This window comes from Bradyrhizobium betae (genome assembly GCF_004123905.1).
GTDB lineage: Bacteria > Pseudomonadota > Alphaproteobacteria > Rhizobiales > Xanthobacteraceae > Bradyrhizobium > Bradyrhizobium betae_A.
This window is the reverse complement of sequence record NZ_MZXW01000016.1, coordinates 1089837-1103116: the sequence shown is the minus strand read 5'-3', so window position 1 is coordinate 1103116 and position 13280 is coordinate 1089837. Positions and strand designations below refer to the sequence as shown.

Annotated in this window: 14 protein-coding genes; 4 read left to right on the top strand and 10 right to left on the bottom strand. The window is 64.4% G+C overall.

The features are described 5' to 3' along the window. The first annotated feature begins 112 nt into the window (after positions 1-112). Positions 113-1021, top strand: a complete 909-nt coding sequence (locus B5V03_RS15530; RefSeq protein WP_129271139.1) for an NAD(P)-dependent oxidoreductase — start codon at positions 113-115, stop codon at positions 1019-1021. A gap of 138 nt (positions 1022-1159) precedes the next feature. Beyond that, positions 1160-2902 carry a tannase/feruloyl esterase family alpha/beta hydrolase gene (locus B5V03_RS15525; RefSeq protein ID WP_129271138.1) on the top strand — a complete coding sequence of 581 codons (1743 nt, stop codon included), beginning with the start codon at positions 1160-1162 and terminating at the stop codon, positions 2900-2902. Between the two features lie 97 nt (positions 2903-2999). Here B5V03_RS15525 and lysA read toward each other — a convergent pair whose 3' ends face one another. The 3 genes from lysA to argH all read right to left on the bottom strand — a co-directional run bounded on the left by lysA (position 3000) and on the right by argH (position 6071). Then, positions 3000-4265, bottom strand: coding sequence for a diaminopimelate decarboxylase (gene lysA / locus B5V03_RS15520; protein ID WP_129271137.1), 1266 nt, complete (start codon positions 4263-4265; stop codon positions 3000-3002). A gap of 23 nt (positions 4266-4288) precedes the next feature. Beyond that, a complete protein-coding gene (lptM, locus tag B5V03_RS15515; protein WP_129271136.1) occupies positions 4289-4579 on the bottom strand; it encodes an LPS translocon maturation chaperone LptM in 291 nt (96 codons plus the stop codon). Between the two features lie 94 nt (positions 4580-4673). Beyond that, a complete protein-coding gene (argH, locus tag B5V03_RS15510; RefSeq protein ID WP_129271135.1) occupies positions 4674-6071 on the bottom strand; it encodes an argininosuccinate lyase in 1398 nt (465 codons plus the stop codon). 101 nt (positions 6072-6172) lie between these two features. On the opposite strand from argH, the gene tlpA reads away from it, so the two are divergent. Further along, entirely contained in the window at positions 6173-6838 is a 666-nt protein-coding gene (gene tlpA / locus B5V03_RS15505) for a thiol:disulfide interchange protein TlpA (RefSeq protein ID WP_129271134.1), read from the top strand. On the opposite strand, the gene B5V03_RS15500 is transcribed toward tlpA, so the two are convergent. The 6 genes from B5V03_RS15500 to B5V03_RS15475 all read right to left on the bottom strand — a co-directional run bounded on the left by B5V03_RS15500 (position 6835) and on the right by B5V03_RS15475 (position 10912). Further along, complete coding sequence (locus tag B5V03_RS15500) at positions 6835-7029, bottom strand: hypothetical protein (RefSeq protein ID WP_129271133.1); 195 nt, start codon at positions 7027-7029, stop codon at positions 6835-6837. The two genes, tlpA and B5V03_RS15500, sit on opposite strands and share 4 nt — an antisense overlap. Before the next feature lie 220 nt (positions 7030-7249). After that, positions 7250-8131 (bottom strand): 3-hydroxybutyryl-CoA dehydrogenase, encoded by an 882-nt coding sequence (locus B5V03_RS15495; protein ID WP_129271132.1) that lies wholly within the window; start codon positions 8129-8131, stop codon positions 7250-7252. A gap of 193 nt (positions 8132-8324) precedes the next feature. After that, positions 8325-9269, bottom strand: coding sequence for an electron transfer flavoprotein subunit alpha/FixB family protein (locus tag B5V03_RS15490; RefSeq protein WP_129271131.1), 945 nt, complete (start codon positions 9267-9269; stop codon positions 8325-8327). Beyond that, complete coding sequence (locus B5V03_RS15485) at positions 9269-10018, bottom strand: electron transfer flavoprotein subunit beta/FixA family protein (RefSeq protein WP_129271130.1); 750 nt, start codon at positions 10016-10018, stop codon at positions 9269-9271. Before B5V03_RS15485 ends, B5V03_RS15490 begins: the two co-directional genes overlap by 1 nt. 125 nt (positions 10019-10143) lie before the next feature. Beyond that, entirely contained in the window at positions 10144-10716 is a 573-nt protein-coding gene (locus B5V03_RS15480; RefSeq protein WP_129271129.1) for a cob(I)yrinic acid a,c-diamide adenosyltransferase, read from the bottom strand. A gap of 1 nt (position 10717) precedes the next feature. Continuing rightward, on the bottom strand, positions 10718-10912 hold the full coding sequence (locus B5V03_RS15475) for a twin transmembrane helix small protein (RefSeq protein ID WP_129271128.1): 195 nt from the start codon (positions 10910-10912) through the stop codon (positions 10718-10720). Between the two features lie 164 nt (positions 10913-11076). Between B5V03_RS15475 and B5V03_RS15470 the strand changes: the two genes are divergently transcribed. Continuing rightward, positions 11077-11970 carry a YihY/virulence factor BrkB family protein gene (locus B5V03_RS15470; protein ID WP_129271127.1) on the top strand — a complete coding sequence of 298 codons (894 nt, stop codon included), beginning with the start codon at positions 11077-11079 and terminating at the stop codon, positions 11968-11970. Here B5V03_RS15470 and B5V03_RS15465 read toward each other — a convergent pair. Next, positions 11897-13177 carry an ATP-binding protein gene (locus B5V03_RS15465; protein WP_129271126.1) on the bottom strand — a complete coding sequence of 427 codons (1281 nt, stop codon included), beginning with the start codon at positions 13175-13177 and terminating at the stop codon, positions 11897-11899. The genes B5V03_RS15470 and B5V03_RS15465 overlap by 74 nt on opposite strands. Positions 13178-13280 lie beyond the last annotated feature (103 nt).

Below are 13280 nucleotides of genomic sequence, written 5' to 3'. Positions count from 1 at the left end.
ATTGCTTCGTCATTGCGAGCGCACCGAAGCAATCCAGTATCGCTCCGCGGAGACAGCCTGGATTGCTTCGTCGCTTCGCTCCTCGCAATGAAGGTGGGAAGGAAACAGGATTATGGACATCGGATTCATCGGCCTCGGAAACATGGGTTTCCCGATGGCGCGGCGGCTGATCGAGGCGGGACACAAGCTCGTCGTGTTCGACACGCGCAACGAGGTCGTCGATAGACTGGTGGCGCGCGGCGCGACTGCTGCGTCATCACCGAAGGACGTCGCCGACCAGGTCGAGACTGTGATGGCGAGCCTGCCTTCGCTCCAGGCATCGCTTGCGGTCGCAACCGGCGCAAACGGCGTGATCGAGGGGAGCCGCGCCAAACGCTTCATCGATCTCTCCACCGTCGGCTCGGCGATGGCCGCGAAGATTCATGGCCTTCTGGCCAAGCGTGACATCGTGCAGATCGACTGCCCCGTTTCGGGGGGCGTCGGCGGCGCCGAGAAGGGCACGCTGGCGGTGATGGTGTCCGGGCCGAAGACTGAGTTCGAGCTGCTGAAGCCGGCGCTCGATGTGATCGGAAAAGTGTTCTTCATCGGCGAGAAGCCGGGCGCGGCGCAGACCATGAAGCTCGCCAACAATTTCCTGTCGGCCACCGCAATGGTGGCGACGTCGGAAGCCGTGGTGATGGGCGTGAAAGCGGGCCTCGATCCCGCCGTGATGATTGATGTGATCAATTCAGGCTCGGGCATGAACACCGCCAGCCGCGACAAGTTTCCGCGCGCGGTGCTGCCGCGCAGTTTTGACTTCGGCTTCGCGACGGGGCTGATGGTGAAGGATGTGCGGCTGGCGCTCGACGAGATGAAGCAGCTCGGCCTGTCGATGGAGGTCGCCGACGCGGTCGGGCGGCTATGGGAGACCGTCATCAGCGCGGAAGGCCCAGAGTCCGATTTCACCGCGGCGATCAAGCCGATCGAGAAGAAGGCGGGAGTCGTAGTCGGCGGGAAGACCGGCGGATTGGCGGGGAAGTAGCCGCACTCCGGGCTACGTCCTCGCAACCGGCGCGCGAGATCGCGGATCATTTCGCGACGCGACGATTCATCCTTGAGTTGCATTCGTTGTGGGCTATCCTGTCCTCTCTACAAGCCTGCAAAAATCAGGGAGGACGGAATGAAGCGTCATCGACACTTACTTGTCGGTGCGACCATGGCCCTGTTTGCCTGTGTCGCAATCACCTCGCCCGCCATGGCGACGGCGTGCACCAATCTTCGATCCTTGCAACTGCAGCACACGGTGATCAATTCGGCGGACGACAACACGACCGGCACCTTCGTCCCGCCTGGCTCGAGCCCGATCACCGGCCTACCCGCTTTCTGCCGTGTCACCGCAACCCTGGTCCCCAGTTCTGACTCCAGCATCAGGATCGAGGTCTGGTTGCCTGAAAGCACGTGGAACGGCAGATTCCTCGGCACCGGCGGTGGCGGCTTCCAGGGCGTGATCACCTACAATGAGCTCGCCATCGGCATCCAGGCCGGCTTTGCCGCGACCAACAGCGACCTCGGCACCGGATCTTCGGGATGCAACCCACTGTTCTGCGGCTCGGCCGGCAACATGGGCAATCCGCTCGCGATTCAATTCGGCGATCCCGCGAGCCCCTCGACCGGACTGTTCGGGCATCCTGAGCGCATCAAGGATTTCGGCTATCGCGCGATCCATCTGATGACCGTGCGAGGCAAGGAAATCGCCAACGCGTTTTACGGGCAGCGGCCGCAGAGGGCCTATTTCGCCGGCTGCTCAACCGGCGGCCAGAACGCACTGATGGAAGCGCAGCGCTTCCCCAACGACTATGACGGCATCCTTGCCGGCGCTCCCGCGTTTAACCGTACTCACCTCCACATGGCAGGGCTCTATGGCTGGCAGAACGCGCATGCGAGCCCGGGCCGCTTCATCCAGGCGGGCCAGATGACGCTGATCAACCAGGCCGTGCTCAAGCAATGCGTCGGCCAGGATGGCGGCGCCAAGACCGATCAGTTCCTCACCGATCCGCGCGATTGTCGTTTCGATCCGAAGGTCCTGCTCTGCAAAGGTGGCAGCGTGCCACCCGCATGCCTGACCTCCGATCAGGTCACGACCATGCAGCGCTATTACGGCGGCACGATCGACCCGGTGAACGGGCAGATCATCAATCCGGGCTCCCAGCGCGGCAACGAGACCGACGACATCCTCGCTCTTGGCCTCGCGTTCCAGGAGCGACTGCCCGAGCCAGCCTTCGACGGCCTGTTCTACTGGGTGTTCGGCCCGAGCTTCGGCTACCCCGCAAGCGCAACCAACTTTGCCAATTTCGATTTTCACCACGACATCGCCAAGGTGGATGACCAGCTTGCGGCGGTGCTCAACGCAACGAGCACTGATCTCGGCGAATTCAGGGGGCATGGTGGCAAGCTGCTGATGTACCACGGCTGGGCCGACCCGCTGATCCCGTCACAGAGCAGCATCAACTATTTCCTCGCGCTGGTTGGGAATGAAGGCCCAGGATTCCCGCAAGGGTTCCAACCGGTCGGCTTCTTCGATCATGGCAACGGCAATCCGGCGCTGCGACGGACCCAGAGCTACACTCGCCTGTTCATGGTGCCCGGGATGTACCATTGCGCCGGCGGGCCCGGTCCCAACACGTTCGATGCGCTCACACCGCTGGTCAAATGGGTCGAGGCCGGCGTCGCGCCGGACACGATCCTCGCCACGAAGTTCGTGGCCGATACGCCGCCCGCGGTTCAGATGACCCGGCCGCTTTGCGTCTTCCCCAAGGTCGCGAAGTACAACGGCAACGGCGACACCAACAATGCGGCGAACTTCAGCTGCGTCACCGACGAGAACGATTTCAATCAGAAGCCGGCCCCCAAATACGGGCCGTGACGAACAAGAAACGCCGGCGAGCATAGGCTCGCCGGCGTCTTGTCAGGTCCCGTAGGCCCGGATGGAGCGAAGCGCAATCCGGGCTACGGTCAATCAATCACAGCCAAGGCGCGGGCGTATCCATCGCGATGAGTTGCTCGACCTCGATGCGCGGGCGCACCACAGCATACTGATCGCCCTTCACCAGCACCTCGGGCACCAGCGGCCTTGTGTTGTAAGTGCCAGCCTGCACCGCGCCATAAGCGCCTGCGGTCATAATCGCGATGAGATCGCCCGGCTTCGGCGTCGGCAGCGTGCGGTCCAATGCGAGATAGTCGCCGGTCTCACAGACCGGGCCGACGACGTCGGCCGAGATCATCGCAGCGCCCTTGGCCGGCTGCGTCACTGGCAGGATGTCGTGATGGGCCTCGTACAGCGTCGGGCGAATGAGGTCGTTCATCGCGGCGTCGATGATGACGAAATTCTTGCCGTCGCCGTGCTTCACATAGATGACCTTGGCGACGAGAATACCGGCATTGCCGACGATCATGCGGCCCGGCTCGAACATCAGCGTGCAGCCGAGATTGTGGCTGACGCGCTTGACCATGGCGGCATAGACGTCGGGCGCCGGCGGCGCCTCGCGGTCCATGTAATAGGGAATGCCGAGGCCGCCGCCGAAATCGACATGCGAGATGTTGTGACCGTCGGAGCGGAGCGTCTGCACGAACTCGGAGAGGATGCGGAACGCAATCTCCATCTTGGAAAGATCGGTGATCTGGCTGCCGATATGCACGTCGGTGCCTGTCACCTCGATGCCCGGAAGCTTCGCGGCGCGGGCATAGACCTCGCGGGCATAGGCGATCGGGATGCCGAACTTGTTCTCGGACTTGCCGGTCGAGATTTTTGCGTGCGTGCCGGCATCGACATCCGGATTGACGCGGATCGAGATGCGCGCGGTCTTGCCCATCTCGGTCGCAAGGCGCGACAGCAGCTCAAGCTCGGGCTCGGATTCGACGTTGAGACAGAGGATGTCGGCAGCGAGCGCGGCGCGCAGCTCGTCTTCCGTCTTGCCGACGCCGGAGAACAGGATCTTGCTCGCGGGAATGCCGGCGGCCAGCGCGCGCTTCAATTCGCCACCGGACACGACGTCAGCACCTGCGCCCAGCTTGGCCAGCGTGCGCAGCACCGACTGGTTGGAGTTCGCCTTCATGGCGTAGCAGACCAGGACCTTCTCGCCGGCAAAGGCGTCGGCGAAGACGCGGTAGTGCCGTTCGAGCGTCGCCGTCGAATAGCAATAGAACGGCGTGCCGACGGCTGCGGCCAACTCGGACAGGTTCACAGCCTCGGCGTGCAGCACGCCGTTGCGATAGTCGAAATGGTTCATGGCGTTGGCTCAGTTGCCCCAGCTTACTTGCTGGGTCTTTCGTCCAGGAGCGGGTCGAGAATAAACGATTTCTTCCTGCCCTTGGCCGCCGCGGGAGCGGCGTCCGCACCATAGGTGGGATTGAACACGCTCGGCGTTTTCTGGGCTTCGGTTTCGGTATCGGTCGGTGCGGCGATGTTGGCCGTGGACGCGCTGGAGGCGGTCGGCGGCAGATCCAGCGGGCCCTTGCGGCCACAACCGGCCAGCGCGAGCGCCGTCAGGCTCAAGACAATGATGGCCCACCCCGAGCCGGCCGGGCGAAACTTTGACGTCACGACGAAATCCCCACTACGCGGGCCGCACCATACAGAGATTGGCACGCTCTGGCGAGAGCCGGATGACCATGAAACATCAGCGAAATTTTGCCCCTCAGCCCAATTTTCGCTCTTTTTCCAGCCGCTTCACCCAAGCCTTGGCCTGAGCCGCCACGTTCTTCGGCGCGGTACCGCCAAAGCTGGTCCGGCTCTTCACCGACGATTCGACCGAGAGCACGCCGAGCACGTCCTTGGTGATCTTGGGCTCGATCGCCTGCATCTCCTTCAGCGGCAGCTCGTGCAGCGCCAGGCCGCCTTCAGCGGCCTTGGCGACGATGCGGCCGGTGACATGGTGGGCGTCGCGGAACGGCATCTTCAGCGTCCGCACCAGCCAGTCGGCGAGATCGGTCGCGGTGGAATAGCCCTCGCCCGCGGCAGCCTTCATCTTGGCTTCGTCAGGCTCGAGGTCGCGGACCATGCCGGTCATGGCGCGGATCGCCAGCGACAGCGCGGCAAAGCCTTCCATGGCGCCCTGCTTGTCCTCCTGCATGTCCTTTTGATAGGCGAGCGGCAGGCCCTTCATCACGATCAAGAGGCCGTTGAGCGCGCCGATGACACGGCCGGTCTTGGCGCGCACGAGCTCGGCGGCATCCGGGTTGCGCTTCTGCGGCATGATCGAGGATCCCGTGGTGAACTTGTCGCTGAGGCGGATCATGCCGACCAGCGGCGAGGTCCAGATCACGATCTCCTCGGCAAGGCGCGACATGTGCACGGCGCAGATCGAGGCGGCCGACAAGGTCTCCAGCACGAAGTCGCGATCGGAGACCGCATCGAGCGAGTTCGCCATCGGACGATCGAAGCCGAGCTCCTTTGCGGTGGCGTGGCGATCGATCGGGAACGAGGTACCGGCTAGCGCGGCGGCGCCGAGCGGCGACTCGTTGAGCCGCTTGCGCGCATCCTGGAAACGGCCGCGGTCGCGCGCGGCCATCTCGACATAGGCGAGCAGATGGTGGCCGAAGGTGACGGGCTGCGCGGTCTGGAGATGCGTGAAGCCCGGCATCACGGTTGCCGCATGTTCGAGCGCGCGATTGACCAACGCGGCCTGGAAAGCGGCGAGCGCGGCATCGGTCTCATCGAGAACGTCGCGGACATAGAGACGGAAATCGGTCGCGACCTGGTCGTTGCGGGAACGCGCGGTGTGCAGGCGGCCGGCGGCGGGGCCGATCAGCTCCGACAGGCGGCTCTCGACATTCATATGGATATCTTCGAGCGCGCGCTTGAACGTGAAGCCGCCCTTGCCGATCTCTGACAAAATCGTGTCTAGACCCTTGCCGATATTTTTCGCATCAGAGGCCGTGATGATGCCTTGGCTGGCCAGCATCGCGGCGTGAGCCTTGGACGCGGCAATGTCCTGGGCAAACAGGTGACGATCGACGTCGATGGAGACGTTGATCTCTTCCATGATCTCATCGGGACGTTCCGAGAACCGGCCGCCCCACATCTTGTTGCTCATGATCCCCTGCTCACGCCTTGCCTTGCCGCACATTTGCTGGCCGCAGCCAGCCGTATTAAGAGGCCTCTGATAGCCATATCTGCGACCGGATGACAAACGATATGCTCGACCAGAAGCCCTCCGCCACGCGCCGGATCCCCCTTGTCATCGCCACAGTGGTGGTCGGCGGGCTGGCGGGCTTCGCCGCGCTGTACGGGCTGGGCCTGAGCCGGGCTCCCTCAGGCGATCCGACCTGCAAGCCGGCGGTGGCGACGGCCTCGAGGATCGGCCCGCTCGCCCATGGCGAGATGGCGGCGCTGACCATGGCGAGCGCCCCGCTGAAGCTGCCGGACCTCACTTTCGAGGATTCCGACGGCAAGCCGAAAAAGCTGTCGGACTTCCGCGGCAAGACGCTGCTGGTGAACCTCTGGGCCACCTGGTGCGTGCCGTGCCGGAAGGAGATGCCGGCGCTGGACGAGCTCCAGGGCAAGCTGTCGGGCCCGAATTTCGAGGTGGTGGCGATCAATATCGACACCCGGGACCCCGAGAAGCCCAAGACCTTCCTGAAAGAGGCCAATCTGACCCGGCTCGGCTATTTCAACGATCAGAAAGCCAAGGTTTTCCAGGATCTTAAGGCCATAGGCCGGGCCCTTGGCATGCCGACCTCGGTGCTGGTCGACCCGCAAGGGTGCGAGATCGCGACGATCGCGGGGCCGGCTGAATGGGCGAGCGAGGATGCGCTCAAGCTGATCCGGGCCGCGACAGGCAAGGCCGCCGCGTCGTTTTAGGCTGAGATATTGAGGTTGCCGCCGACGCCCGCGCCGACATTGGCGAGCGAGGGCTGACCGGCGCCGAGCAGGGTCAGGACGGTGGATTTCTCCGCGTCCGCGTTCTGCTTCATCAGCGTCGCCGAGATATTCGACTGCAGCGCGCCTTGCTGAGCGGCCAGCATGGTGCTGACCATCGCCATCATGTCCATTACGCAAACCCTCTTACCGGTCGCAACCTAGGGCGGATGGGTTAACGCGACATGAATTGTCACAGTGCCGGGGGGCCTTGTCCGTGTCCCGGACGCGGCGCGGCACGAAGTGACGCACCGCAGAGCCGGGACCCATGCTTCAGCGTGCACGCTGCTTCTGGGCCCCGGCTCTGCAGCGCATCGCTGACGCGCTGCGCAGCGTCCGGGGCACGAGACTACCCTACCGCGTCGGAACCGGCTTGGCGCCGCGGTAGTCGTAGAAGCCGCGCTGGGTCTTGCGGCCGAGCCAGCCGGCTTCGACGTATTTCACCAGCAGCGGGCACGGGCGGTATTTGGAGTCGGCGAGCCCTTCGTGCAGCACCTGCATGATCGACAGGCAGGTATCGAGACCGATGAAATCGGCGAGCTCGAGCGGGCCCATCGGATGGTGCGCACCCAGCTTCATCGCAGCGTCAATCGCCTCGACGTTGCCGACGCCTTCGTACAGAGTGTAGATCGCCTCGTTGATCATCGGCAGCAGAATGCGGTTGACGATGAAGGCCGGGAAATCCTCGGAGACCGCGACCTGCTTGCCGAGCTTGGCGACGAATTCCTTGGAGGCCTCGAAGGTGGAATCGTCGGTGGCGATGCCGCGGATCAGCTCGACCAACTCCATCAGCGGCACCGGATTCATGAAGTGAATGCCGATAAAGCGCTCGGGCCGGTCGGTGGCGGCGGCAAGCCGCGTGATCGAGATCGAGGAGGTATCGGAGGCGACGATCGCCTCAGGCTTCAGGACTGCACAGAGCTCGTGGAAAATCTTGCGCTTGACCTCTTCCTTCTCGACCGCGGTCTCGATCACGAGATCGCAATCGGCGAGGCCCTCGAGCTTTTCGGCGAGCGTGATGCGCGCCATCGCCTTGGCCTTGTCGTCCTCGGTCACGCCCTTCTTGGAGACCTGGCGCGCCAGATTGCCGTTGATGGTGGCCATGCCCGACTTGAGGCGGTCGGCCGAGACGTCGTTGAGCACCACGTCGAAGCCGGCCAGCGCCGCGACATGCGCGATGCCGTTGCCCATCTGCCCCGCGCCGATCACGCCGACCTTCTTGATCACTGCCGCCATAATGTCATCCACCGGAACGGCGCGCATGTCGCGCCTGCCTAATCCCCCGAGCCGGGAGATCTGATTTAACCAGAACCTTGGCTCGAAACCTAGATTGGATCGCTTCGAAGGCGTGCCCCACGCCAAAGAAAACGCCTCAAAAAAGAAACACCGGCCGGAGTGTAGCACTCCGGCCGGTGTTTTTACCGCGTTTTTACTTGCCGAGCTTGGCGAGCGCGTCGGTGAGCTCCGGAACCGCCTGATAGAGGTCGGCGACCAGCCCGTAATCGGCGACCTGGAAGATCGGCGCGTCCTCGTCCTTGTTGATCGCGACGATCACCTTGGAGTCTTTCATGCCGGCCAAATGCTGGATCGCGCCGGAAATGCCCACCGCGACATAGAGCTCGGGGGCCACGACCTTGCCGGTCTGGCCGACCTGCCAGTCGTTCGGCGCATAGCCGGCGTCCACCGCCGCGCGCGAGGCACCGACGCCGGCGCCGAGCTTGTCGGCGAGCGGCTCGATATATTTGGCAAAATTCTCGCGGCTCTGCATGGCGCGGCCACCGGAGACGATGATCTTGGCCGAGGTCAGCTCGGGACGATCGCTCTTGGCGACTTCCTCGCCGACGAAGGTCGACAGGCCCGGATCGGCGGCCGCAGCGATGCCCTCGACCGGCGCACTGCCGCCCTCGCCGGCTGCGGCGAAGGTGGAGGTACGGACGGTGATGACCTTCTTGGCGTCCTTCGACTTCACCGTCTGGATGGCGTTGCCGGCATAGATCGGACGCTCATAGGTGTCGGGCGCGACAACCTTGGTGATCTCCGAGACCTGCATGACATCGAGCAGCGCCGCGACACGCGGCATCACGTTCTTGAAACGCGAGGTCGCGGGGGCGACGATCGCGTTATAGGACGGCGCCAGCGAGACGATCAGGGCGGCCAGCGGCTCGGCGAGATCGTGCGCATAGGCATCGCCATTGGCGAGCAGCACCTTCTTCACGCCGGCGAGCTTGGCGGCGGCGTCCGCCGCGGAGCTTGCGTTCTGGCCAGCCACCAGCACCTCGACATCAGCGCCAAGTGCGGCGGCCGCAGTCAGGGCCTTGTTGGTCGCATCCTTCAACGACGCATTGTCGTGTTCAGCAATCAGCAGCGTCGGCATCAGAGCACCCCGGCTTCGTTCTTGAGTTTCGACACCAGCTCGGCGACGTCCTTGACCTTGACGCCGGCCTTGCGGCCCGCCGGCTCAGTCGTCTTGAGAACTTCGAGGCGCGCGGTAACATCGACGCCGTAATCGGCGACGGTCTTGTCCGCGATCGGCTTCTTCTTCGCCTTCATGATGTTGGGCAGCGACGCGTAGCGCGGCTCGTTGAGACGCAGGTCCGTAGTGACGATCGCCGGTCCCTTCAGCTTCACGGTCTGCAAGCCGCCGTCGACTTCGCGGATGACCTTGAAGTCGGAGCCTTCGACTTCGAGCTTCGAGGCGAAGGTCGCCTGCGACCAGCCGAGCAGCGCGGCCAGCATCTGGCCGGTCTGGTTCGAGTCGTCGTCGATTGCCTGCTTGCCCAGAATGATCAGGCCGGGCTGCTCTTCATCGGCGATCTTCTTCAGGATCTTGGCGACAGCGAGCGGCTCGACGATGCCATCCACCTTCACCAGGATGCCGCGATCGGCGCCCATGGCCAGACCAGTGCGGATCGTCTCCGACGCCTGGGCCGGTCCGATGGACACGACCACGACCTCGGTGGCCTTGCCGGCTTCCTTCAGGCGCAGCGCTTCCTCGACCGCGATCTCATCGAAAGGGTTCATGGACATTTTGACGTTGGCGAGTTCAACGCCCGATCCATCGCCCTTGACGCGGACCTTGACGTTGTAATCGACCACCCGCTTTACCGGCACCAAGACCTTCATCGATCCTCTTTCACTCAATTTGGGAAGGGGTTATTCAACTGGCGCGGAACCTAAAGGCCTGATCCGGCCCGGTCAACGCGCGACAGGGCCAAATTTTAGACCTTAGAAATACCGACCTCAATGGGTCAGCGATTCTGGCCCGGAACCCAGAGCACGTCGCCGGCGCCGTTGTGGTTAGCCGCGCGGCTGGCCACGAACAGGAAGTCCGACAGGCGGTTCATATACTGGATGCCAGCGCTACCAACGGTCTCGTTGGGCCGGGCCGCCAGTTCCACCATCACGCGTTCCGCCCTGCGGCAAATCGTACGGGCAACGTGGAGGTAGGCGGCAGCCGGCGTGCCGCCGGGCAGCACGAAGGAGGTCAGCGGGGCGAGCTTGTCGTTGAGCGCGTCGATGTCGCGCTCGAGTCGCTCGACCTGGCTTGTCACCACGCGCAGCCGTTCCGCTTTTCCCTCGCGCTCGGGCACGGCGAGATCGGCGCCGAGATCGAACAGATCGTTCTGGATTCGGCCGAGCATCGCATCGAACTCGGGCATATCGTGGGTGTGAAGCCTAACCACGCCGATCGCGGCGTTGGTCTCGTCGACGGTGCCATAGGCCTCGATGCGCAGATCGTATTTCGGACGGCGCTCGCCGGAGCCCAGCGCTGTCGTGCCGTCGTCACCGGTCTTGGTATAAATGCGATTGAGTACGACCATGTTAGCGCCCCATCGCCCAGACCGCGATCATGGCAATGACGATCGCCACGAATTGCAGCAGCACGCGCCAGCGCATCAGCTTCTGCGAGGTGTTGGGCGAGCCGCCGCGCATCATGTTGATGAGGCCGAGCAGCAGCACCAGCGCCACGGCGCCGGCTGCCACCGGCAGGATGAAAGTGCTCAGGAGAGATGCCATCGGGGGGTGATAACACCGTGAGCGCCGGTCCGCTATCACCTTCCCGATCTGGCTTTTAAGCCAATAATATCAGAAGCTAGTTGGATGATTTCCGATTTGCGTCCATCACCGTCCTTCTTCGTCTCTCCCTGCTTGCGGGGCGAGAGAGCAATACAGGGCGAGCAGTGAAGGCAATCCGCGCCATCTATAACGTCGTAGAGGACGCGTTCTACACGTTCCTCGCCGATGACGGCTGGGCGATCGCCAGCCACATCGCGCTGTCGACGCTGATGGCGCTGTTCCCGTTCCTGATCGTGCTGACCTCGCTGGCCGGCTTCTTCGGCTCCAAGGAACTCGCCGACCAGGCGGCAAGTCTGTTGCTTCAGGTTTGGCCTACGCAAGTGGCGGACGCGCTCTCCGGCGAGATCCACGACGTGCTGACCACCACCCGCACCGGCGTGCTGACGATCGGCGCGGTGCTGTCGGTCTATTTCGCCTCTAACGGCGTCGAGGCGCTCCGCGTCGCGCTCAACCGCGCCTACGCAGTCGTCGAGATGCGGCGCTGGTACTGGCTGCGGCTGGAATCGATCGCCTACACGCTGGTCGCGGCCATCACCGCACTCGCGATGGCGTTCCTGATCGTGCTCGGCCCACTCTTCATCGAGGCGGCGCGGCGCCACATCCCGCTGTTCGTCGAGTCCAACGAGAGCATCCTCACCTGGCTGCGCTACGGCATCACGGTCGCCGCGCTAGTCGTGGCACTGCTGATCCTGCACGCCTGGCTGCCGGCGGGACGGCGCGGCTTCCTCCAGATCCTGCCCGGCATCGTCTTCACCATCGTAGCGTCGCTGATCTCGGGCATCGTGTTTGGCCAATATCTGGCGCGCTTCGCCAACAATTACGTGACGATGTATGCGGGGCTCGCCTCGGTCATCATCGCGCTGGTGTTTCTGTATTTCATCGCCGCGATCTTCGTTTACGGCGGCGAGCTCAACGCCGCGATCATCAAGTCGCGGCTACCTCACGGCGTTTCGCTTCAAGCAGCGCAGTCGCTAAAGCCCGCGGAGACACAGGCTTGACCAGGAACGCGTCGGCGCCGGCCTCGCGCGAGGCCGCTTCGTCCTCGCCGCGGCCGGACACGCCGATGATGGGGATCTGAGCCAGCGGCGCCGGCATGGTGCGGATCCGCCTGATCGCCTCGACGCCGTCGATGCCGGGCAGCACCATGTCCATCAGCACCGCGTCGAACGCGCCCCGCTCCAGCCGGTTCACCGCATCCTCGCCGCGCCCGACGAACTCGGCATGATGGCCGAGCTCGGTCAGAATCGTGTTGAGCACGACGCGGCCGAACGGATTGTCCTCGACGCTGAGCACGCGCAGCGCGGCCACCGCATCCGCCTCGGCTTGGCCCTTCGATTTGCGGGACCTGGCCGGTCCGGTCGCGTCCAGCGACACCGTCAGTGTGAAGGTGGCGCCGCCGCCGCGGCGCAGTGCGACCGAGATATCGCCACCCATCGCGCGCGCCAATTGCTTCACCGAGGACAGCCCGAGCCCGGCGCCGCCGAAGCGCGAGGCGATGGTGACATTGGCCTGGGTGAACGGGCGGAACAGCCGCTTGATCTCGGCCATGCTCAGGCCGATGCCGCTGTCGGAGATCGAGAAGGCGACGCCCACCCTGCTCTTCTCCCTTGCCTTGCCCTTCGCCTTGTCCTTGCCTTTGGCCGGGCGCCAGGGCGCGACCGCGAGTGCCACGCCGCCGTGCTCGGTGAATTTGACGGCATTGTCGATCAGGTTCTCGAGCGCCGCACGCAAGCGGACGGGATCGCCGACCACGAGCCCCGGCAGCTTGTCGGATATCTCGACCTGGGCCTGGAGGCCCTTGGCCGCGGCGCGCCCGGCCAGCGAATCGCCGGCGCTGCGGGCGAGCGTGCGCAGGTCGAACAAGTCCTGCCGCAGCGTGCTGCCGCCCGTCCCCTTGCCGGTTCGGGCCGCGTCCACGAACAGGGTGGCAAGGCTCGCCAGATGCTCGGCGCCGGCCTTGATGGTGTCGGCCCAGCGCCGCTCCCGCTCGCCGAGATCGGAGGTCGCGAGCAGGTCGCTGATGGCCAAAATGCCGGTCAGGGGGGTGCGGACCTCATGGGCAAAGGCGGCGAGCGCGGCCTGGACCACGTCCGGCGCGACCGCCTTGGTGCTCCGCTTGCGCGCCTTCGCGGCTGGCCCGGACCGCTTCCGAGCCACTCGTTTGGACGTCCGCGTAGTGCGCGCTGCGCGCGTTTTCGCCGCCATAACTCCCTTCGAAGTATCCCCTTCGAACCCCGGGCTCTCGGGGCAAGCATGGCACGGCGGAACACCCGGAGTCACGGCGGTGTTTTGCTAACCCCCAGAGAAA